This is a genomic window from Pseudomonas putida (assembly GCF_003228315.1).
Lineage (GTDB): Bacteria > Pseudomonadota > Gammaproteobacteria > Pseudomonadales > Pseudomonadaceae > Aquipseudomonas > Aquipseudomonas putida_S.
Genome location: NZ_CP029693.1, coordinates 4,970,645 through 4,992,478 on the forward strand (window position 1 = coordinate 4,970,645; position 21,834 = coordinate 4,992,478).

General features: G+C 61.4%; 17 protein-coding genes and 1 pseudogene. 13 read left to right on the forward strand and 5 right to left on the reverse strand.

Going from position 1 to position 21,834, the window contains the following annotated elements; translation table 11 throughout:
- Positions 1-142 precede the first annotated feature (142 nt).
- The 7 genes from DKY63_RS23230 (at position 143) to DKY63_RS23265 (ending at position 6,803) form a co-directional block, all read left to right on the forward strand.
- Positions 143-1,588, forward strand: coding sequence for a SulP family inorganic anion transporter (locus DKY63_RS23230; RefSeq protein WP_110966238.1), 1,446 nt, complete (start codon positions 143-145; stop codon positions 1,586-1,588).
- Positions 1,589-1,886: 298 nt separating this feature from the next.
- Positions 1,887-3,236 carry a GntP family permease gene (locus tag DKY63_RS23240; RefSeq protein WP_110966240.1) on the forward strand — a complete coding sequence of 450 codons (1,350 nt, stop codon included), beginning with the start codon at positions 1,887-1,889 and terminating at the stop codon, positions 3,234-3,236.
- 15 nt (positions 3,237-3,251) lie between these two features.
- Positions 3,252-4,112, forward strand: coding sequence for a MurR/RpiR family transcriptional regulator (locus DKY63_RS23245; RefSeq protein ID WP_110966241.1), 861 nt, complete (start codon positions 3,252-3,254; stop codon positions 4,110-4,112).
- A gap of 1 nt (position 4,113) precedes the next feature.
- Positions 4,114-5,568 (forward strand): N-acyl-D-amino-acid deacylase family protein, encoded by a 1,455-nt coding sequence (locus DKY63_RS23250; protein WP_110966242.1) that lies wholly within the window; start codon positions 4,114-4,116, stop codon positions 5,566-5,568.
- Positions 5,569-5,689: 121 nt separating this feature from the next.
- On the forward strand, positions 5,690-6,058 hold the full coding sequence (locus tag DKY63_RS23255) for a glyoxalase superfamily protein (protein WP_110966243.1): 369 nt from the start codon (positions 5,690-5,692) through the stop codon (positions 6,056-6,058).
- Between the two features lie 83 nt (positions 6,059-6,141).
- Entirely contained in the window at positions 6,142-6,387 is a 246-nt protein-coding gene (locus DKY63_RS23260; RefSeq protein ID WP_110966244.1) for a FitA-like ribbon-helix-helix domain-containing protein, read from the forward strand.
- Entirely contained in the window at positions 6,384-6,803 is a 420-nt protein-coding gene (locus tag DKY63_RS23265; RefSeq protein WP_110966245.1) for a type II toxin-antitoxin system VapC family toxin, read from the forward strand. The genes DKY63_RS23260 and DKY63_RS23265 overlap by 4 nt, the downstream gene beginning before the upstream one ends.
- Positions 6,804-6,923: 120 nt before the next feature.
- Here the strand turns inward: DKY63_RS23265 and DKY63_RS33175 are convergent, their stop codons facing one another.
- Together DKY63_RS33175 and DKY63_RS33180 are read right to left on the reverse strand one after the other, a co-directional pair.
- Complete coding sequence (locus tag DKY63_RS33175) at positions 6,924-7,787, reverse strand: methyl-accepting chemotaxis protein (RefSeq protein ID WP_430523168.1); 864 nt, start codon at positions 7,785-7,787, stop codon at positions 6,924-6,926.
- A gap of 42 nt (positions 7,788-7,829) precedes the next feature.
- A pseudogene (locus tag DKY63_RS33180) lies at positions 7,830-8,843 on the reverse strand (methyl-accepting chemotaxis protein); the annotation flags it as partial.
- A 266-nt stretch (positions 8,844-9,109) separates the two neighbouring features.
- Between DKY63_RS33180 and DKY63_RS23275 the strand changes: the two are divergent.
- On the forward strand, positions 9,110-9,781 hold the full coding sequence (locus tag DKY63_RS23275; protein ID WP_110966247.1) for a histidine phosphatase family protein: 672 nt from the start codon (positions 9,110-9,112) through the stop codon (positions 9,779-9,781).
- A complete protein-coding gene (locus DKY63_RS23280) occupies positions 9,778-10,599 on the forward strand; it encodes a phosphatase PAP2 family protein (protein ID WP_110966248.1) in 822 nt (273 codons plus the stop codon). Before DKY63_RS23275 ends, DKY63_RS23280 begins: the two co-directional genes overlap by 4 nt.
- A 221-nt stretch (positions 10,600-10,820) precedes the next feature.
- Here DKY63_RS23280 and DKY63_RS23290 read toward each other — a convergent pair whose 3' ends face one another.
- The 3 genes from DKY63_RS23290 to rimJ all read right to left on the reverse strand — a co-directional run bounded on the left by DKY63_RS23290 (position 10,821) and on the right by rimJ (position 13,375).
- Positions 10,821-11,087, reverse strand: coding sequence for a DUF6124 family protein (locus tag DKY63_RS23290; RefSeq protein WP_110966249.1), 267 nt, complete (start codon positions 11,085-11,087; stop codon positions 10,821-10,823).
- A gap of 178 nt (positions 11,088-11,265) precedes the next feature.
- Positions 11,266-12,705, reverse strand: a complete 1,440-nt coding sequence (locus DKY63_RS23295; RefSeq protein WP_110966250.1) for an ArnT family glycosyltransferase — start codon at positions 12,703-12,705, stop codon at positions 11,266-11,268.
- Positions 12,706-12,787: 82 nt separating this feature from the next.
- The gene (rimJ, locus tag DKY63_RS23300; RefSeq protein WP_110966251.1) at positions 12,788-13,375 is read right to left on the reverse strand and encodes a ribosomal protein S5-alanine N-acetyltransferase; all 588 of its coding nucleotides are present in this window, start codon (positions 13,373-13,375) and stop codon (positions 12,788-12,790) included.
- Positions 13,376-13,891: 516 nt separating this feature from the next.
- Here rimJ and DKY63_RS23305 point away from each other — a divergent pair.
- The 4 genes from DKY63_RS23305 to DKY63_RS23320 all read left to right on the forward strand — a co-directional run bounded on the left by DKY63_RS23305 (position 13,892) and on the right by DKY63_RS23320 (position 21,832).
- On the forward strand, positions 13,892-14,824 hold the full coding sequence (locus tag DKY63_RS23305; RefSeq protein ID WP_110966252.1) for an SDR family NAD(P)-dependent oxidoreductase: 933 nt from the start codon (positions 13,892-13,894) through the stop codon (positions 14,822-14,824).
- 61 nt (positions 14,825-14,885) lie between these two features.
- Positions 14,886-17,699: a bifunctional glycoside hydrolase 114/ polysaccharide deacetylase family protein gene (locus tag DKY63_RS23310; protein WP_110966253.1), complete on the forward strand. Its 2,814-nt coding sequence runs from the start codon at positions 14,886-14,888 to the stop codon at positions 17,697-17,699.
- Positions 17,677-21,285: a tetratricopeptide repeat protein gene (locus DKY63_RS23315; RefSeq protein WP_110966254.1), complete on the forward strand. Its 3,609-nt coding sequence runs from the start codon at positions 17,677-17,679 to the stop codon at positions 21,283-21,285. Before DKY63_RS23310 ends, DKY63_RS23315 begins: the two co-directional genes overlap by 23 nt.
- Before the next feature lie 28 nt (positions 21,286-21,313).
- A complete protein-coding gene (locus tag DKY63_RS23320) occupies positions 21,314-21,832 on the forward strand; it encodes a penicillin-binding protein activator LpoB (RefSeq protein ID WP_110966255.1) in 519 nt (172 codons plus the stop codon).
- The last annotated feature ends 2 nt before the right edge of the window (positions 21,833-21,834 follow it).

A 21,834-nucleotide genomic window follows, 5' to 3' on the forward strand; every position in this document is an offset into this window, starting at 1 on the left:
TCGCGGGCAAGCCTTGCTCCTACAGAACCTGTGGGAGCAAGGCTTGCCCGCGATGGCGTCTTCAGCGTCGCAACAACTGGCCGGGCTGCCCTCGATTCCGTAACATCCGCACATTCTTCTTCGCGACTCCCTGCGGTCCTCCATGAAACCAAAACACCTGCGCGCCGACATCCTGGCCGGCCTCACCACGTCTTTTGCCCTGCTGCCCGAATGCATCGCCTTCGCGCTGGTGGCCCACCTCAATCCGCTGATGGGGCTGTACGGTGCATTCATCATCTGCACCCTGACCGCGTTGTTCGGTGGCCGGCCGGGCATGGTGTCCGGTGCCGCCGGCTCCATGGCGGTGGTGATCGTCGCGCTGGTGGTACAGCACGGTGTGCAGTACTTGCTGGCCACGGTGCTGCTGGGCGGGTTGATCATGATGGCGTTCGGTCTGCTCAAGCTCGGCAAGTTGGTACGCATGGTGCCGCACCCGGTGATGCTGGGTTTCGTCAACGGCCTGGCGATCGTCATTGCCCTGGCCCAGTTGGAACACTTCAAGAACGGCGACGCGTGGCTGAGCGGTACGCCGCTGTACATCATGATCGGGCTGGTGGTCGCGACCATGGCGATTGTCTATGTGCTGCCACGTTTGACCCTTGCGGTGCCGCCGGCATTGGCGGCGATTCTCGGCGTGGGCCTGGCGGTGTACCTGCTTGGCCTGCCGACCCGCACCCTGGGCGACATGGCGCACATCGCCGGTGGCTTGCCGACCTTCGCCCTGCCGGACATTCCCTGGAACCTCGACACCCTGCGCATCATCGCCCCCTACGCGATCCTCATGGCGCTGGTGGGCCTGCTGGAAACCCTGCTGACCCTGAACCTCACCGACGAAATCACCGAGAGCCGCGGCTACCCGGATCGTGAGTGCGTGGCGCTGGGCGCGGCGAACGTGGTGTCCGGCGCGTTCGGTGGCATGGGCGGCTGCGCGATGATCGGCCAGACCATGATCAACCTCAGTTCCGGTGGGCGCGGTCGCCTGTCCGGGGTGGTGGCCGGGGTGGCGATTGTGTTGTTCATCCTGTTCCTGTCGCCGCTGATCGAGCGCATTCCGCTGGCGGCGCTGGTGGGGGTGATGTTCGTGGTGTCGCAGCAGACCTTCGCCTGGGCCTCTTTGCGGGTGGTCAACAAGGTGCCGCTCAACGATGTGCTGGTTATCATTGCGGTGACGGTGATCACCGTGTTCACCGACCTGGCCACGGCCGTGCTGTGCGGGATCATCATCGCCGCGCTGAATTTCGCCTGGCAGCAGGCCCGCGAGCTGTACGCCGACAGTCATCTGGAGGCTGACGGCAGCAAGCTGTACCTGATGCACGGCACGCTGTTTTTCGCCTCGACCACGCCTTTTCTCAATCAATTCGACCCGGCCAACGACCCGGCCGTGGTGACCATCGACTGCCGTCACCTGAGCTTCGTCGACTATTCGGCCATCGCCGCCCTCAAGACCTTGCGTGAGCGCTATGCAAAGGCCGGCAAGCATTTGCGGGTGCTGCATTTGTCCGAGCGCTGCAAGAAGTTGCTCAAGCGGGCGCACGTCGCACACGACTGACCACACAGATCGTTCCCACGCTCTGCGTGGGAACGCAGCCAGGGACGCTCCGCGTCCCTTTCGAAAGCTGGAACGCGGAGCGTCCCTTGAGGCATTCCCACGCAGAGTGTGGGAACGATCGGGGTAAAGGCGATGAAAATTCGCAGGGTCGATTTTCATTGTTAACGACAAAACATATCTAAAAACGACACTCCTTACCTCTGTACGAAAATTACTTTCACCTCGTTTGAGTTTCACGTCTCGAAATGTTTTAAGAGTTTCACAAAACTTTCGACGTGACCCTCTCGAGGAGTACCGCATGACCCCGTCCTTCGGCCATTGGCTGCTGGTGTATGCCGCCGTTGCCATCATTGCCCTGATCGTTCTGATCGCCCGCTACCGGCTCAATCCGTTCATTGTCATCACCCTGATTACCCTCGGCCTGGCGCTGGTCGCGGGGATGCCGCCGTCTGGCGTGGTGGGGGCTTATGAGGCCGGGGTTGGCAAGACGCTGGGGCACATCGCGCTGGTGGTGGCGCTGGGCACGATGCTCGGCAAGATGATGGCCGAGTCCGGGGGCGCCGAGCAGGTGGCGCGGACCCTGATCGACCGGTTCGGCGAGAAGAATGCGCACTGGGCGATGGTCTGCATTGCGTTTCTGGTGGGCTTGCCGTTGTTCTTCGAGGTCGGTTTCGTGCTGCTGGTGCCGATTGCGTTCACCGTGGCGCGCCGGGTGGGTGTGTCGATCCTGATGGTCGGCCTGCCAATGGTCGCAGGGCTCTCGGTGGTGCATGCGCTGGTGCCGCCGCACCCGGCGGCGATGCTGGCGGTACAGGTCTATCAGGCGTCGGTGGGGCAGACCTTGCTCTACGCGATTGCGGTTGGCATTCCCACGGCGATCATCGCTGGCCCCCTGTACGCCAAATTCATCGTGCCGCGCATTCAGTTGCCGGCGGAAAACCCGCTGGAGCGCCAGTTCCTCGAACGCGAACCCCGCGACAGCCTGCCGGGCTTCGGCATCACCATGGCAACCATTCTACTGCCGGTGGTGCTGATGCTGATCGGCGGCTGGGCCAACCTGATTTCCACGCCGGACACGAGCCTCAACCAGTTCCTGCTGTTCATCGGCAACTCGGTGATTGCGCTGCTGCTGGCAACCCTGTTGAGCTTCTGGACCCTCGGCATCGCCCAGGGCTTCAACCGCGAATCGATCCTCAAGTTCACCAACGAATGCCTGGCACCGACCGCCAGCATCACCCTGCTGGTGGGTGCCGGCGGCGGTCTGAACAAGATTCTGGTGGACGCCGGCGTCACCGACCAGATCGTCGGCCTGGCCCACGAATTCCATCTGTCGCCGCTGTTGATGGGCTGGCTGTTCGCCGCGCTGATGCGCATCGCCACCGGTTCCGCCACCGTGGCCATGACTACCGCATCGGGCGTGGTCGCGCCGGTGGCCATCGGCCTGGGCTATCCGCATCCGGAATTGCTGGTGCTGGCCACCGGTGCCGGCTCGGTGATCTTTTCTCACGTCAACGACGGCGGCTTCTGGTTGATCAAGGAATACTTCAACATGACGGTGGCCCAGACCTTCAAGACCTGGACCGTGTTGGAAACCCTGATTTCGCTGGTTGCCTTCGGCCTGACCGTTGGCCTTTCCTACCTGATTTAACCGGAGCCATATGCCATGGACATCCTTTACCAGATTCGCGCCCGCCAGGATTCTTTCAGCGCCGGTGAAGGACGCATCGCCCGCCTGATGCTCGACGACGTCGGCTTCGCCGCTTCCGCCAGCCTCGACGAACTGGCGCTGCGGGCGGAAGTCAGCACCGCGACCCTGTCGCGATTCGCCCGCACCGTGGGCTGTCGCGACTTGCGTGACCTGCGCCTGCAACTGGCCCAGGCCAGCGGCGTCGGCAGCCGCTTCCTCGACCCGGCGGGCACGCCCGAGCAATCGGCGTTCTACGGGCAGATCGTCGGCGATATCGAATCGACCCTGCGCCAGCATCTGTCGGGCTTCGACGAGTCGCGGTTTGCCGATGCGGTGAAACTGCTGGGCAAGGCGCGGATGATTCACGCCTTTGGCATGGGCGGCTGCTCGACCCTGTGCAGCGATGAATTGCAGGTGCGGCTGGTGCGCCTCGGCTACCCGATTTCGGTCTGCCACGACGCGGTGATGATGCGCATCACCGCCTCCAGCCTCAGCGCCGAACACGTGGTGATCGTCTGCTCGCTGACCGGCATCACCCCGGAGCTGATCGAAACGGTGGAGCTGGCCCGCAGCTACGGTGCGCGGATTCTGGCCATCACCCGTGGCGACTCGACGCTGGCACAACTGGCCGACATCGTCCTGCCGCTGCAAAGCGCCGAAACCTCCTTCATCTACAAACCCACGGCGGCGCGCTACGGCATGCTGCTGGCCATCGATGTGCTTGCCACCGAGCTGGCACTGGCCAATCCTCAAGACAATCAAGAGCGTCTGCGGCGGATCAAGCTCGCCCTGGACGATTACCGCGGCGGCGACGATCACCTGCCGCTGGGAGACTGACATGCAGTACGACACGCTGATCCGCAATGCCTTGATCATCGATGGCAGCAACACCCCCGGTTACCCCGCCGACGTGGCGATTCTCAACGGCCGCATCGAGCGCATCGGTGATTTGAGCGAGGCCAGCGCCATCGAGGAAATCGACGCCCAAGGCCACGTACTCGCTCCGGGTTTCATCGACGTGCACACCCACGACGACACGGTGGTGATCCGCCAGCCGCAGATGCTGCCCAAGCTCAGCCAGGGCGTGACCACGGTGATCGTCGGCAACTGCGGCATCAGTGCCTCGCCGGTGAGCCTGCGCGGCGATCCGCCGGACCCGATGAACCTGCTCGGCACCTCGGCGGCGTTTGTTTATCCAACGTTCAGCGACTACCGCGCCGCCGTCGAAGCGGCGAACACCACGCTGAACGTGGCGGCGCTGGTGGGGCATACCGCGTTGCGCAGCAATCATCTCGATGACCTGTTTCGCACCGCCACGCCGGATGAAATTGCGGCGATGCGCGAGCAACTGCGCGAGAGTCTGGAGGCCGGTGCGCTGGGTTTGTCCACCGGTCTTGCCTACGCCAGTGCGTACTCGGCATCCACTGATGAAGTCATGCAACTGACCGAAGAACTCACGGCGTTCGGCGCGGTGTACACCACCCATTTGCGCAGCGAATTCGAGCCGGTGCTGGAGGCCATGGACGAGGCGTATCAGATCGGCCGCCATGCGAAATCCCCGGTGATCATCTCCCACCTCAAATGCGCCGGCGCCGGTAACTGGGGACGCAGTCCGCAACTGCTGGCCTCGCTTGAGCAGGCCGCGAAAACCCACCCGGTGGGCTGCGATTGCTATCCCTATGCCGCCAGCTCCTCGACCCTGGACCTCAAGCAAGTCACCGATGCCCACCGCATCACCATCACCTGGTCCACGCCGCACCCGGAAATGGGCGGTCGCGACCTGATGGACATCGCCGCCGAATGGAACCTGTCGCTGCTCGACGCGGCCCGTCAGCTGCAACCGGCCGGGGCGGTGTATTACGGCATGGATGAAAACGATGTGCGCCGGATCCTCGCGCACCCGCTGTCGATGGTCGGTTCCGATGGTTTGCCGGAAGATCCGTTTCCGCATCCGCGCCTGTGGGGCGCCTTCCCGCGAGTGCTCGGGCATTTCAGCCGCGACGTGGGCCTGTTCCCGCTGCACACCGCCGTGCACAAGATGACCGGGCTGTCAGCGGCGCGATTCGGCTTGAAGGGCAGGGGCGAGATTCGCGAAGGGCAGTGGGCGGACCTGGTGTTGTTCGACCCGGCGACCATTCGTGATGTGGCGGACTTCAATGACCCGCAACGGGCGGCGGAAGGCATCGAAGGTGTGTGGGTCAACGGGGTGCTGAGTTATCGCGAGGGTCAGGCGAACGGGCGCCGGGAAGGGCGGTTTCTGGCGCGGGAAGGGGATTTGCGTGACGGGTTTTAGTCTGTTCTGGGCGGTGCGTCACAGTGATGGCACATTGAGATTAAAGAATGCTGCCACCACGCCGATTTGCTGACATGCAGCCCGGCTACACTGCGGGCAATTTCTGTCTGGGAGCAACTTGATGAGCTTCGGCAAAACCACCCCGATCCTGCGGATCTTCGACGAAACCAAAGCGGTTGAATTCTACGTCGACTTCCTTGGATTCAAGATCGACTGGCAGCACCGTTTCGAAGCCAACTTCCCGCTGTATCTGCAAGTCTCCCGGGGCGAATGCGTGCTGCACCTCTCCGAACACCACGGCGACGCCACCCCGGGCTCGGCCCTGCGCATCGAGACCGACGAACTGGAAGCCTTCCAGCAGCAACTGCTGGCCAAGGATTACCCCTTCTCCCGCCCGCACATACAGGCCATGCCGTGGGGCAGCCAGGACATGACCATCAGCGATCCGTTTGGCAATCGGTTGGTGTTTACCAATGCGATTAGCGTCTGAGGCCGTTCGGCAACTTGGTAGTTTTAACTGAAGCATGATGTGCTAGCCTGCAATCAATGATTTCACTGATTGCAGGAGGCATCATGGCCAGCATCACTATTCGAAACCTGGACGATCAGATTAAAGAGCAACTGCGTATAGCGGCCGCTCATAACGGGCATTCGATGGAAGAAGAAGCCCGCCTGATCCTGGGAAGAGCGTTAGCCACCGTTGATCGTGCGGGGGGACTTGGCAGCAGAATCCGCAACAGGTTCAGTGCAAGCGGCGGGGTTGAACTTGACCTGCCTGCTCGGCAGGAAAAAGCCACTGCGGTGGACTTCACCGAATGATAGTGCTCGATACCAATGTTCTTTCAGAGTTCATGCGGGTAGAACCTGACACTCAAGTCCTTGCCTGGGTGGATGCACAGCCTGCGATGGAGTTGGCGATCAGTGCCGTTACCGTGGCGGAAATCCTCCATGGCATCGCCCGTCTCCCGCCGGGCAAACGCAAGCAAAAACTTGAAGCACATGCGATGGCGATGTTTGAAGAAGACTTTGCCGGAAGAATATTGCCCTTCGATGGGCATGCTGCGGTCGAGTACGCGAATCTCGTGGCGGGGAGTGAAGCAAAGGGGCGGGCAGTGGCAATGGCGGATGCGCAGATTGCTGCGGTGTGTCGAACTCATGGAGCCCCGATTGCCACGCGCAATGTTCGTGATTTCGAGTTTCCCGGACTGGAAGTGATTAATCCGTGGGAGTCCTGAGTTTCTCCGTTGTCTTTTAGATCGCCATCGCGGGCAAGCCCGCTCCCACAGGTTGGTCACTGACCCTGTGGGGGCGGGCTTGCCCGCGATGGCGTTCTTTCATTCAACGCTGATTGAGCGTTAGACGCGGAAGTGGCTGACCATCATCTGCAACTGATTGCCCAACCGCGCCAGTTCAACGCTGGACTTGGCCGTGTCATCGCTGGCCGCGGCGGTCTGTTCCGACACATCGCGCACGTTGATGATGCTGCGGCTGATTTCTTCGGCCACCGCGCTTTGTTGCTCGGCGGCAGCGGCGATTTGCTGGTTCATCGACTGGATGTTGGACACCGTGCGGGTGATGTTTTCCAGTGACTCGCCGGCCTTTCGGGTCAGGGCGACGCTGCTGTCGGTGAGGGCGCGACTGTTGTTCATCACTGCCGAGACCTGTTGCGTGCCGTTTTGCAGGCCGGCCACCAGCCCTTCGATTTCTTCGGTGGATTTTTGCGTGCGCTGGGCCAGGCCGCGAACCTCGTCGGCCACCACCGCAAAACCGCGACCGGCTTCACCGGCACGGGCCGCTTCGATGGCGGCGTTGAGCGCCAGCAGGTTGGTCTGTTCGGCCACGGCCTTGATCACGTCCATGACGCTGCCGATCTTGTCGCTTTCCTGTTGCAGCACGCTCATGGCTTCGGTGGAGCGCACCACTTCACTGGCCAGACGCTCGATCTGGGCGATGGCTTCGTTCACCACCTTGTCGCCTTCACGGGCTTCGCCGTCGGCGGCCGCAGCCGCTTGCGAGGCCTCTTCGGCGTTGCGCGCGACTTCCTGCACGGTGGCGGTCATCTCGTGCATGGCGGTGGCGACCTGATCGGTCTCGACTTTTTGGTTGTTCACGCCGGCGCTGGTCTGCTCGGTGACCGCCGACAGTTCTTCGGCGGCGCTGGCGATCTGGGTCACGCCGTCGCGGATGCCGCTGATCAGGTCGCGCAGGGTCACGCCCATGCGCGCGATGCCTTGCTGCAAGACGCCAAGCTCGTCGCGACGGGTGACCTGCACGTTGTGGGACAAATCTCCGCTGGCGATGCGATCGACCACGGCCAGGGTGTCGCGCAAGGGACGGGTGATCTGCCGGGTAATGAGCACGGCGGCAATGATGCCCACCAGCAACGCCAGCAGGGTGCTGACCAGTTGCAGGGTCTGGGCCCTGGCGCTTTCCGCATCGCGGCGGTCGAGCTGGATCTGGTACAGCTGCTCGCTCAGGGAGACGATGGCGGCGCCTTCGTCGGTCATTTCCTTGCGCGCCTCTACCACCACGTTGCTCGCGGTTTTGTAGTCCTGCAGGGCAGCACGGTAATTGCCCAGGGCTGCTTCCAGTTTCGACAGGGCGTCTGGCTGCACGTCAGCAAAATGCACGTTGAGCGGTTTGAGGCTGGCGATGGCGGCATCCAGTTGCGTGACCGCTTTCTGTTCGGTCTCGGCGTTGGTGGTGGCGGTGTAGCCGCGCACTTCGTAGCGTGCCAGCAGGAACGCTTCCTTGGCCGTGGTGATGGCTTGCAACTGTTCGAAACGCTCATCGCTTGGCGGCAGTTGTTGCACCCGGGTGTTCAAGGTGTTGATCAGCGTGTTGGCGGTTTCCGCGTTGGCCGTCATGACATCCCGTGCCGCGTTGCCAGTGCGATAGGCGCCGCGCATTTTGTTCAGCGAGGTTTTGTAGGCCTCGATGACCGCGCCTTGCTCCTTGAGCAACTTGATGTTTTCCGGGCTCTTGAATTTCGTCAGCACAGCCTGGTGCTGCGCGGAAAACCCTTCGAGGGTGGTCTGCACATTCTGCGCGAGGGTTTCATCGCCGTTGGCCAGCATGTACTGCAGGCGCACCACCCGCAGCTTGGTCAGGCCGGCGTTGAGCTGGGTGATGTCGCTCATCCAGTTGCTGCGGTCGATCAGGCTGCCCAGGCTGGTCCAGCCAGTCAGGGCGAGGATGCAAGTCAGGGCCAGGACCAGGCCGAACCCCAGGCCCAGTTTGAGGTTCACGCTGATATTGCCGAACCAGCTATTCATCAAAATTCCTCCAGGAACGTAGTGCTCTCGATCGTTGGTTGGCTGGAAGATTGTTGTTTTTGGTGCCAGCAAGGTGTTTAGAAGGCCTGTATCGGCCGCAAACACGAGAGCTGAAAGGATTTTTCAGGTGTTATTTTGTAACAGGGTGTTTGCGTGTTTTGTGTCGCCTTAAGCTTTTTTTCACAAACGTTTCACTGCCTGCCCACGCCCGTGTCTCTACCTTCGCCGCATCGAATTCGGAGTACGTGCCGGCGAGGCGGCTAGCTGTGGAACTGAGACTGAGTCTATTTGGCGTAACCCGCACGCTCGACCTGAACCGTTTGGCCCGTTATCGCAACACCGCCGTGATCGTGGCCTGTGCGCTGCTGGTGGTGCCGCTGACCGTGTTTTTACTGCGCCCGGCCGCAGTGCCGGACCTGGCTCATGGCAACGTCGCCGGTGCGCGGGCGTTGCAGGCGGGCTGGGCCAAGGGCGACATGATCGTGCTGGTGCGCCACGTCGAACGCTGCGACCACTCCAGCGCGCCTTGCCTGATCGGTCACGACGGGATCACCGATCGTTCGCGGGAAGTCGCGGTGGCCGTCGGCGCGCAATTCCAGAAACTGGGCCTGAGCAAGGCCGACATCTACAACAGCCCGATGCTGCGTACGGCGCAAACCGCCGGCTACATGTTCAACAAGGTCGGCACCGGTGACGAGTGGTTGATCAACTGCAAGGGCACCATGTTGCGTGATGCCCTGGCGCACAAGGTGCCCGGGCGCAACCTGATCCTGGTGACCCATAGCGAATGCATGGCGCAAATGGAAAAAGATCTCAAGCTGCCGGGCTCGAATCTGGGTTACGGTGCATCGCTGTTTATTTCCACTGCCAGCCCTGCGGCCCCGCAGATGCTCGGTTTTATTGAAGCTTCTGACTGGCGCACGGTGACCACTCAATGACCTCACGTTTTTATGCGACCAACTTCGGCATCCCGCTGGTGTGTGCCGTGCTGGTGTTCCTGTTTTTTGACATGACCAACATCGATGCCGCGTTCAGCAACCTGCTGTTCGATCCGTTGACTCATTCGTTCCCGCTGGACCACGTCCACTTCTTCGAGAAGCTGACGCACAAGTGGGCGCGGATCATTCCGAACTGGACGGCCGAGATTGCACTGATCGGTGCCGTGTTGTCGTTCGTGTGGCCGCTGGTCAACCCGCAGAAGCGTCCTGGTCTGGGTGGATTTCTGGAGCGCAGCCGGGTCGCACCGGTACTCAAGTTTGCCGAGGCTCACCGTCGCGACTTTCTGTTTGTGGTGGTTGCGTTTGCGCTGTGCACGGGGGTGATCCACTTCCTCAAGGCCCACACCAGCGTGTACTGCCCTATCGAGACCACGCTGTACGGCGGAAAAATGCCCCACATCGAGTGGTACAGCAATTTCCAGTTGTTCCAGGAAGCCGGTGATGGCCGTTGCTGGCCGGGTGGTCATGCCTCGGGTGGCTTCACCATGCTGGCGTTGTACTTCGTGGCCCGTCGCTACCGCTGGCGGTTCTCCAGTGCCGTGATGTGGGGCTCGCTACTGCTGGGCTTCATCTACGGCACGACCCGGGTGCTTCAAGGCTGGCACTACATGTCCCACACCTTCTGGGCCGGAATCTTCGTGTGGCTGACCTGTCTGCTGACGGCGCTGGCGTTTTATGGGCGGGCGCGGCTGGAGTTGCCGGTGTTGAAGAAGCATGAGCGAGCGCGGGTGATGGCTGAGGCGGAGCCTGTGAACTGAAGCATTTGTTGTATCGAGAAACCCGCTTCCTGGGTCAGGGGGCGGGTTTTTTGTTGTCTGGGAAATAGCTTTCGCGAGCAGGCTCGCTCCTACAGTGGATTTGTGTACGACTCAGGTCACTGTAGGAGCGAGCCTGCTCGCGATAGCGGTGGGTCAGGCGGCATCTTTATCGACTGGTGGGCAGTCATCGCGAGCAAGCTCGCTCCCACAGGGGCAGCGTGTTAACCCTGCGGGTCGAGGTTATCCAGCGCCCGGTTCACCGCCAGTTCCGCGAGCATGACGATCTGTGCAATCGCCAGCGCCGTGTTGCGTTGCGGGCCGTTGAGGTAGGTGGCGAAGTCGTTGAGCATGACGTTGGCCGAGGCCAGTGATTCGCAGGCGTGGGCGAGGAGGTTTTCGGTTTTTATGTCGGGCAGGACGGTGAAAAAGGTAGTGGGGCGGTAGGGACGTTCGGTTTCGGAAGGGGCATCGGGATTAATCTTATTCATCTATGTTCTCCACTGCGGTAGTACTGATACTGGATGCCTACTCTTCGGGTTCTCACTCCCGGTAACTGAATTTTTCAGCGACCGCCAGAGACTATTCAGCCCGCTTCCGACCAACAACCTGAAACATTTGTGGGAGCTTTCTGCTATTTCGCGGCGCTTGTAGGACGTGTCCTGCGACTCACTGCCCGACGAAGTAATACGCCTGGCTGCCGACCTTCATCGTCTTGAGCAGCTTCAACGGCGCGACCGGCACTGCCCCGCCAGACAGAACGGCGACGTTATCGGGCGATGCACCGAGAAACGCATGCAACTGCGCCTCGGTATCGAGCCCCTTGAGCAGGCTGTGGGTGTAGAACACGCTGGCGCCGCCCAGCCGTTCATTGGCCTGGAACAGCGCGACTTGCTGCCCGTTGGCCTGCATCGACTGGATCTGCTCGGTCAGCGGCAGGAACGACAAGGTGCGATCGGCACGGGGCATCGCCCATTGTGCGGTCGCCAGGTAACTGCCGATGACCAGCGCCAGCGCGCCGAAGGCCAGGCGCTGGCGATGTTTAACGAGGCGATCCAGCCAGGTCGAAACACCTTCCCGGGCCTTGAGACGCTCAAACAGAACCCGGGCGTACTCGGCCGCGATCACGGCCGCCGCTGGCGTCATCGACATCAGGTACACCGTGCGTTTGCTCGACGCCAGCGTCAGCACCACGAACTGCGCCAGCATCCACAGGGTGAAAAACAGCAAGTAGCGGTTGCTCAGCAGGCTTTTGCGAAAGTGCCAAAGTCCCAGATACAGCAGAATGTTCCAGGGCAAAAAGGCTTGCGGCAGCTTGGCCAGGTAGTAGTAGAAAGGTTCGTAGTGCCCGGCCTCGACGAAAGAACCGCTGAAACGCCCGACGCTGTTGGTCAGCAGGACTTCGGTCACTGCCTGGAGCCCGCCGCGCTGGTACAACAGGGCGAGCCAGATCATCAGCGGCACCAGACCGAGCAACGTCAGCAACCCGGGCCGCAGCCAGTGCGCCAACTTCAGGCGTCGCTCCATCAGGCTTTCAGCCAAAAGGTAAGCGAAGATCACCACCCCCGGCATGGCCAGGCCCAGCACGCCTTTGCTCAATGTCGCGATCGTGATCCCCAGGGCAAACAGCAAAGCATTGCCGACACTCGCCCGTCGGGTTCCGGCAAAAAACGCCAGCAGCGCCATGCTCACGCCGAGGGCGAGCAGCGCGTCCTCGCCAACCCCGCGTACGTTGCTCCAGTAACTGGCCATGGTTGCCAGCATCAGGGCGGCGGTCCAAGCCACGCTCACCGGCCGACCGAAGCGGCGCAGCATCGCGTACAAAAACATCACGCTGAACAAACCGGCAAACGCCGAGGTCAGGCGTACGGCCCAAGGCGTGCCGCCAAAGGTTCGGATCGCGGCGGCATCGAGCCACAGGCTCAGGGGTGGTTTTTCCAGAAAGGGTTCGTTGAACAGGCGAGGCGTGACCCAGTCGTTGTCCAGGTGCATTTCCATGGCGATCCCGGCAACCCGGGCTTCGGTGGACCCTTGCAACTGGTGATTGCCCAGGGCGAAGAAAAACAGCAGTGCGACAATCAGCAACAGTGAAGAGACGGGTCGCGACATGAGCTTCTGGTGACCGAGGAGGAACCGGGGAAGCCCAGCTTACGGAGCGAGAACTTAATGAATCGTGAACGGGATGTGAAACTCACGAAAGTTGTCGCGACCAGAGCCTGTCCGGGTCTTCCCAGACCTGGCTCACCAGGGCGGTCATCACGTGATCCTGCCAGCGCCCGGCAATGTTCAGATAAGCCTTGGCATAGCCTTCCTGTTCGAACCCCAGCCGCTCCAGCAACCGCGCACTGCGCTCGTTACCCGGAATGTAGTTGGCCATGATCCGGTGCAGGTTCAGGGTCTCGAACACATAACCGATGCCGGCTTGCAGCGCTTCGTGCATCAAGCCCTGGCCCTGACGGGATTCGCAAATGTGGTAGCCCAGATAACACGCCTGAAACGCCCCCCGGACGATGCCGCTGAAGTTGCACGCGCCAATCATCTGCCCGTCATCGCGATCCAGCACCGCGAAATGCACCGCGTAACCTTCATCAAACGCCATGGCCTGTTGCGAAAGACGCGAGCGGATTCTTTCAGGGCTGTAGTAATCGTCGGAGCGAACCGGTGACCAGGGCGCGAGATGCGCCTGATTGCGCTGGTAAAAGTCGCTTTCCAGCGCGGCTTGACTGGGGCTCAGGATCGCCAGCGTCAGTCGCTCGCAAGGCAGGGTGAAGATCGTCATCGCAAGCTCCGGGCAACCTGCCCATGAATGGAGAGAATGCCGAGCAATCTACAGGCAAAAAAAAGCCCGCGGGAGGGCGGGCAAACCGTAGTTTCTTGAATGAGCGAGCGAAATGTACAGGCTGGCGCGGGGTGGTGGGGTGAAGAAAAGTTCATGTGTGGGCTGATGTTCGGCCTTCTGTTGTGCAGCAAGAGAACTGAAATCAGGCATTCATCGTTTGGGGCAGGGTGCCACCACGTCTCGCATTTGGTTACACTCATTTGGATCCGATTTGGATCGTCAAAATAATGACTGTTTTGTTGCGATGATCAGCGGGTCGAGATGAATTCGACAACCTATTGACAGTAATCCCCGAATCTCCCATCATCGACACCGTTTTAGTGGCCTTGCGCCATAAAGCCGTCGGAGTGACCGTTTGATATCACTTGCTCCACATTGGTCTATGATTGAACCGATCACATACCGTTAGCGGACTACCTACTTTGATATCCGCTTGAATCTTCAGGAAGAAATTTCATGTTTGTTGAGCGCGTACTGGTCACTGGCGGTGCAGGTTTCATTGGGTCGCATCTTGTGGAAGCCTTGCTGGCCAAGGGGTACAAAGTTCGCGTTCTGGACAATTTGTCGACTGGCAAAGTCAGCAATTTGCCGATGGATAACTCCAACCTGGACCTGGTCAACGGTGATGTCGCCGACAGCAACGTCGTAAATCAGGCCATGCGTGATTGCGGTGCCGTCGTACATTTGGCGGCAGTGGCCTCGGTTCAGGCGTCGGTGGATGATCCTGTTTCGACGCACCAGGCCAATTTTGTCGGCACGTTGAACGTTTGCGAAAGCATGGCCAAAGCCGGGATCAAGCGCGTGGTGTTTGCTTCCAGTGCTGCCATCTACGGCAACAACGGTGAAGGCACGGCCATCGACGAAGACACCCCGAAATCGCCTCTGACGCCTTACGCCAGCGACAAACTGGCCAGCGAGTACTACTTGGACTTCTATCGCCGCGAGCACGGCCTGGAGCCGGTGGTGCTGCGCTTCTTCAATATCTTCGGCCCACGCCAGGATCCTTCTTCGCCGTACTCCGGCGTGATCAGCATCTTCACCGAACGTGCGCTGAAAAAGCTGCCGGTGTCGATTTTCGGCGACGGCCAGCAAACCCGCGATTTCGTCTATGTTCAGGATCTGGTGAAGATTCTGCTGCAGGCCGTGGAGATGGAGTCGCCTCAGCCGGGTGCCGTGAACATCGGCCTGAGCCGTTCCACCAGCCTCAATGATCTGATCGCCGAATTGGGAACCGCTACCGGCACGCCCTTGACCGTGAACTATCAGGCGCCACGCCAGGGCGATATTCGCCACTCGCGCGCCAACAACACTCGTTTGCTCGAGCGCTTCAACCTTCCGGAGCCGACGTCGATCGGCAATGGATTGGCGCAGTTGATCCGCAGTCTGTAACCCGTTCGGTGTAACTGCTTCGGGTGCAGTGATTTTGGTTCATACAATTCAAGAGTGAGTTATGGAATTCGTTTTTCGCAGGACGCGTGTCCGCTCGGTCGCCAAACGACTGTTAGCTGCTCTGGCATTGTGCGTGAGCGGTCCGGCCGTACAGGCTGCCGCCCTGGTGCCACCTTCCAGTGTGTCCTTCTGGTATGCCGACGAGCCGCCGCTGGCCGAGCTGGCGCAGTTCGCCTGGACGGTGGTCGAGCCGGGGCATATGACGGCGGCGGATGTCAAAACCCTGCGCAAGCTGGGCAGCGAGCCGTTCGCCTATCTGTCGGTCGGCGAGTTCGACGGATCCAAGGCTGACATCACCAAAGCGGGCCTCACCAAGGCCGTTTCCCCGGTGCGCAACGACTCGTGGAACAGTCAGGTCATGGACCTCACTTCTCCAGCCTGGCGCGACCACTTGCTGGGTCGGGCCAAGCAATTGCAGGCCCAGGGCTATGGCGGCCTGTTCCTCGATACCCTCGACAGTTTCACGCTGTTGCCGCAAGCCGCGCAGGAAGCGCAGCGCGCGGGGCTGGCCAGTTTCCTGCGCGAACTGCACAAGCAGCAGCCTCAGCTGAAGCTGTTCTTTAACCGTGGCTTTGAAGTGTTGCCCGAGCTCGACGGCGTGGCGGCAGCGGTGGCATTCGAGTCGCTGTATGCCGGCTGGGATGCGGCGGCCAAGCGTTATCGCCCGGTGCCGGAAGCCGATCGCCAGTGGCTGCTGGGCCAGTTGCAACCGTTGCGCGCCAAGGGCATTCCACTGGTGGCCATCGATTATTTGCCGCCGGAGCGTCGCGACGAGGCCCGCAAGCTGGCCAAGCGTCTGCGTGACGAAGGCTTCATTCCTTTCATCAGCACCCCTGACCTCAACTCGATGGGCATCAGCACCGTCGAAGTCCAGCCGCGTCGCATCGCGATGGTTTACGACCCTCGCGAAGGCGATCTGGCCTATAACGCCGGGCATTCGTTGCTGGGCGGCTTGCTTGAATACCTCGGTTATCGCGTCGACTACATTCCGGCCAGCAGCGCCATGCCGGCCTATCGCTTCAGTGGTTTGTATGCCGGCGTGATTACCTGGATGACCAGCGGCCCGCCGCAGGACAGTCCGGCGTTCAATCGCTGGATCAGCGCAAAACTGGATGAACAGATACCGGTGGTTTTCTTCGCCGGTTTGCCTATTGAAGACAAGGTGCTGCTCAAGCGCCTGGGCCTTGATCGCCATGCGCCGCCGGGTACTCAAACCCTGACCATCACTCATCAGGACAAGGCGCTGGTCGGGGCGTTCGAAGCACCGGTGCAGCCCAGGTCCCGTGACCTGACCGCGGTTTCGGTATTGCCCAAGGGGCCCAAACCGGCACTGTCGCTGACCAATGCAGGGGGTGAAGTGTTCACCCCGATCGTCATTGGCGACTGGGGCGGCCTGGCGCTGACCCCGTACATTCTTGAAGTGAACAACGAACGCAGCCGCTGGATTCTCGATCCCTTCGCGTTCCTCAAGGCCAGCCTGCGCCTGCCGGAGCAACCGCGCCCGGACACCACCACCGAAAACGGTCGCCGCATCGCCACTGTGCACATCGATGGCGACGGCTTTCCGTCCCGCGCCGAAGTGCGTGGCACCCCCTATGCCGGTCGCCACACCCTCGACGACTACATTCAGCCCAACCCGTTCCTGACCTCGGTGTCGATCGTCGAGGGTGAGATTTCGCCGCGCGGCATGTTCCCGCATCTGGCCCGCGAGCTTGAGCCCATCGCCCGCGATATCTTCGCCAACCCGAAAGTCGAAGTGGCGACCCACACCTTCAGCCACCCGTTCTTCATGCAGCCGGACAAGGCCAAGAAACGCGAAAACTTCAGGCCTGAATACGGCTTGAACATGGCCATCCCGGGCTACAACAAAATCGATTTCAATCGCGAGGTCGTTGGGTCGCGCGACTACATCAACCAGAATCTCACCACCCCGCAAAAGCCGGTGAAGATGGTGTTCTGGCCAGGTGATGCCTTGCCGTCGGCCGAGACTTTGAAGATTGCCTACGATGCCGGCCTGAAAAACGTCAACGGCGCCGAGACCATGATGACCAAGGCCGACCCGTCGCTGACCGGGTTGAACCCGTTGCTGCGCCCCACCGAAGGCGGCTTGCAGTACTACGCGCCGATCATCAACGAAAACCTCTACACCAACCTGTGGAAAGGCCCGTACTACGGCTTCCGCGATGTGATCGACACCTTCGAGCTGACCGACAGCCCGCGTCGTCTGCGCGGCCTGCACCTCTACTACCACTTCTATTCGAGCACCAAGCAGGCCTCGATCAAGGCCATGCACGAGATCTACGGCTACATGCGTGATCAGAAGCCGATGTCGCTGTGGATGAGCGACTACATCGATCGCCTGCATGGTCTGTATCAGTCCAGTCTGGCGCGGACCGTCGATGGCAACTGGCAGATTCGCGGCATGGATGGGCTGCGCACCGTGCGCCTCGACCCGCAAATGGGCTGGCCGGATCTGCTGCGTTCGCAAGGCATCGCCGGTGTTCGCGACCTGCCGCAAGGCCGCTATGTGGCCTTGAGCAGCGACCGCGCGTTGCTGGTGCTGCGCCCTGATCGGGACGACCGGCCGGCACTGGAGGAAGCCAACCTGCCATTGGTCAATTGGCAGTACCTGGATGATCGGCGCGTGAGCTTTGCGTTTGCCGGGCAGTTTGATTTGACCTTCTCGGTACGCTCTTCAAGCGCTTGCCGGGTAGAAGTGGATGGACAGCGTTATGCAGGGAAGTCGTCTGCAGGCCTGTGGACTTTTCAATTACCAATGAAGCAGGTGAGTAATGGCCAGCTCCTCTGCAACTAAAAACAGTCGCCTGCTCAACCCATGGGCGCTGGCGGTGGTCGCCGTCGCCGTGGGCGGCCTGCTGTGGGCGACCTTCCAGCGTGAAGAAGTGTTCCAGCCCGACGGCCGTGAGCCGGACGCGGTTTCGGCCAACTACGCCGAGCTGTTGTTGGCGGCCCACCCCGATGATGATCACCTGCGTCTGCAACTGATCGACTTGCTGATTCGCCTGGGTGATTACACCAAGGCGCGGCAACACCTTGAGGCCTGGCCCAAGCCAAAGGCGGAGGTACAGGCCTATTACCGTCTGGAGCTTGACGCACTGGTGGCGGCCAGCGGCAACGATCTGATCGCGCAGCAGGCGTTGGTCGAGCGTCTGAAAAGCTTCGATCACCGCGAGCTGCCGACGCCGCAATTGCAGAACCTGGCGAAGTTGGCGCTGACCCTGCAAGCCCCGGCATTCGCCGCCAGTGTCTTCGAGGAAATCGCCGGGCGTGATCCGAAGCTGCGCATCGAGTCGCTCAAGTCGGCCGCCCAGTGGTATCTGGCGGGTGAGCAACCGGGCCGTGCAGCGGAAATCTATCTGCAGCTGAAAAAGGACACCGAGGTCGAGACCGAGCGTCGCGAATATGCGCAGCTGGCGTTCAACGGCCTGCTGTCCGCCGGCCGTGGCGATGATGCCGCACAAGTGCTCGCGGATGAACTGCCACAGCTGACCAATCCAGAGACTGATGTGGCCTGGCTCCAGCAGGGCGTCGATGTCGCGGTGGCGAACAAGCGCTTTGACCTGGCAGAGCAAGTGCTCAAGCAGTGGCAGACCTTGCAGCCGGATAACCCGCAGATTCCGCTGAAGACCTTCCATGTGCGCCTGGCCATTGGCGACCTGGCGGGGGCTTGGGAAATCGGCCAGCAATTGGCAATCGATCACCCGGAAGACCCGGCGCTGATCGAGCAAATGGCACACCTGGGTGAATGGCGTGGCGATACCGAGGCTGCTCTGAACTACTGGATCAGCCTGCTGGAATTGCGCGAGGACCCGGAGGTTCGGGAGCACGCCTGGCGCCTGGCGAGCCAGCAGTTCGACTTCGATCGTTCGATCCCGTTGCTCGCCGGCATCATGGATCAGCGCGCGCTCACCGACACCGAACTGGATGCACTGAACTACGGTCACGAATCCCGGGGTACGCCGAATGAGGCCGAGGCCTGGTTCCGTGCCTACGTGCGCAAGTACCCGGAACATCGCCTGGCCTGGACGCGCCTTTTGCAGAACCTGGAAAACACCGGGCAGTTCGAGGCCAAGTCGAAGGTCTACAAGGACTATTCGAAACGCTTCAAGCTCAACACCACCGAGCAGGTCGATTGGGCCAACACCTATCTGAAGCTGTTCGATTATCAAGGCGCGTGGAGTGTCTTGAAGGAAGACGACCAGAGCATCACCGACGAGAGTTACTGGCGCACCCGGGCCGCCCTGGCCTGGGACCTGGAGCGCGATGAAGACCTGCGGGTGTCCCTGGAGAAACTGCTGTCGATCGATGGCAAGTTGACCAGTGGCGACGAGAGCCAGTTGATCACCATCTACCGCACCAGCAACCCGCAGCGCGCCTTGACCTTGACCGTTGGCAGCTGGGAGCGCACCAAGGATCCGCAGCGCCTGGTCGAAGCCTTGCAGCAAGCGCAAGAGCTGGAGGACTGGCCGCTGGTGGTGAAGCTGCTCAAGGATGCCGAAGAACATCCCGAAGCCTATGAACAGGCTCAGGTGCTGGCAGTGCGCGGCGCCCTGGCGGTTCAGCAGGGGCAGAGCGATGAAGCCGAGCGCCTGTATCAATTGGGCTTGCAGCGCTATCCCGATGACAACCTGTTCCGTGAGCGCCTGGTGTGGCTGTACGTCGATCAGGGCAACACCGCGAAACTCAAGCCGTTGCTCACCCAATGGCGCAGCAATGCGCGCGAAGACCGCCTGTTGTGGCTGCCGTTCGCCAGTGCCAGCCAGATGCTCGGGCGTGATGCCGAAGCGCTGGCCTGGTATCGCATGTACCTCAAGACCAGCCCGCAGGACTGGCTGGTTCGGGCTGCCTATGCCGATGCCCTGGAAAGCGCCGGTTACGAGGATGCCGCCCAGCGTCTGCGCCTGAAGCTGTTGCGTAGCCCGGAGGGTGAAAACATTCAGCCTTCGTCCCAGCGTTACGCGATTTGGTTGCGCCTGATGTCCAGCAGCTATTCGCCGAAGAAGGCGCAGCAGGAAGTGTTGAAGTGGAAGGACGGCTCGCCCGCCATGCTGCAGCTGTGGTTCGAACGCTTGCTGGCGCGTCTGGATGCCACCAATCAGGAAGCGCAGAAGGATGAATGGCTGGCGTGGGCCCGCAGCCAAGGCCTGAAGGTCGAGCGTTACGAGCAGATTCAGGAAGCCCTGCGCAGTCGCAACAAGGCGCAGGTCGAAGCCCTGTTGGCCAGCAGCGACTTGAATCCGGCGCAACGGGCCCAGGCCCTCAACCGCCTGGGACGCTTGGGCGAAGCACTCGATACCAGCCTTTCGGCGTTGGGTGATGAGCAGCCGGAAGCGGTGCGTGAGCAGCTGCGTCGTCAGGCCGTGGAGATCAACGAGCGTACGCCGCAAGGCGCACAAATCTCCTGGCATGAGCAGGACTTCGGCGGCCTGGATTTCAAAGGCCCGCGCCTGGAGATCGCGCAAAACCTGGGTGATAAGTGGTACGCCGATGTTGAGCTGGAACAGGGCGACTACAGCGGCGACGACATCGAATCTTCGGAAATCGGTACCGAGCGCAACGTCGCCCTGACCTTGCAACGGGCGGTCGAGAACGGCAGCTACAAACTGTTCGCCGACACCAGCCAGCGCAGCGATGACGACCGCAACGGCCTGGGCCTGTCCCGGACCTGGCAGTTAGGCGTGAGCGATGAACTGGAAACCGGCGTCGACTGGCATCGCAAGAACGAAGACAGCGGTTTGATGCGCGCATTCGGTCAACAGGACCGCGTGTTCCTCGGTGGTCGTCACAGCCTGACCGCCCGCGACCAGTTCAGTTGGGAAGTCGCGCAGCGTTCGTTCTCCACCCGTGCCGGCGACGATCTGGGTGACGGTCACGCGCTGAAGATGGAGTACAACCACACCCTGGAATTCGCCGGCCCCAACTGGACCGTGCGCAGCGGTGTCGACTATCAGAAGAACAACGTGAAGGACAAGACGCTGGATTATCTGTCCAGCCGCAATGGTGGCCCGGTCATCGTTCCTGCGCAGACGATCGATCCGGATACCGGTCTGCCCGACCCGACCGACACGCAAACCGTGCTCGCCAGCGACCTGCTGCAAAGCCGCTACGGCCAACTCTATGTCGGCAGTTCCTGGCGTCGCGGCTTGCCGGGGGCGCTGGTGCGTACCCGTCCGCAATACACCTGGCTGGTGGACCTGACAGGTGGCTGGCAGTGGACGGATTCAACCTTTAACTACGGCATCAGTACCGGGCTCGGCATTGAAGTGCTGGGTGACGACGAACTGGCCCTGACCTTCGGTTACCAGTCCGCGCCACAAGGCGGGGACGGCAAGGCCGGCGGAACACTGGGTGTGAGCTACGGCGTGCGCTTCGGACGCTGATCATGGATTTTCTACGGGAGTACAACGTATGCAAGCAATTCGTAATCTGAGCCTGGCACTGGCCGTTGTGTTCGTCGCCGGTTGCGCCAGCTTCACCGACGAGGCCAGCCCGAACCTGCCACGCAGCGCGCAATGGGGCGTGGTGCCGATGGTCAACTATTCACAGACGCCGCAGGCCGGTGAGCGCAGCGAGCAGATTCTGATCAGCGTGCTCAGCAGCCACGGCCTGAAACCTCGGGTTTACCCACCGAGCACCCAGGGCGAGCAGGCGCTGATGGACGATAACGAGCGCCTGGCCGGTGCCCTCGAGTGGGCGCGTGAGCAGAAGCTCGATTACGTGGTCGCCGGCAGCGTCGAAGAATGGCAGTACAAGAACGGTCTGGACGGCGAGCCGGCGGTCGGCATCAGCCTGCGCGTGCTCGATGCCAGCAGCGGCCAGGTGCTCTGGAGCAAAAGCGGCGCCCGCGCCGGCTGGTCCCGTGAAAGCCTGGCCGGTACTGCGCAAACCGTGCTCGACAAACTTGTTGGCGCCCTTCGGTTCGAGTGAAC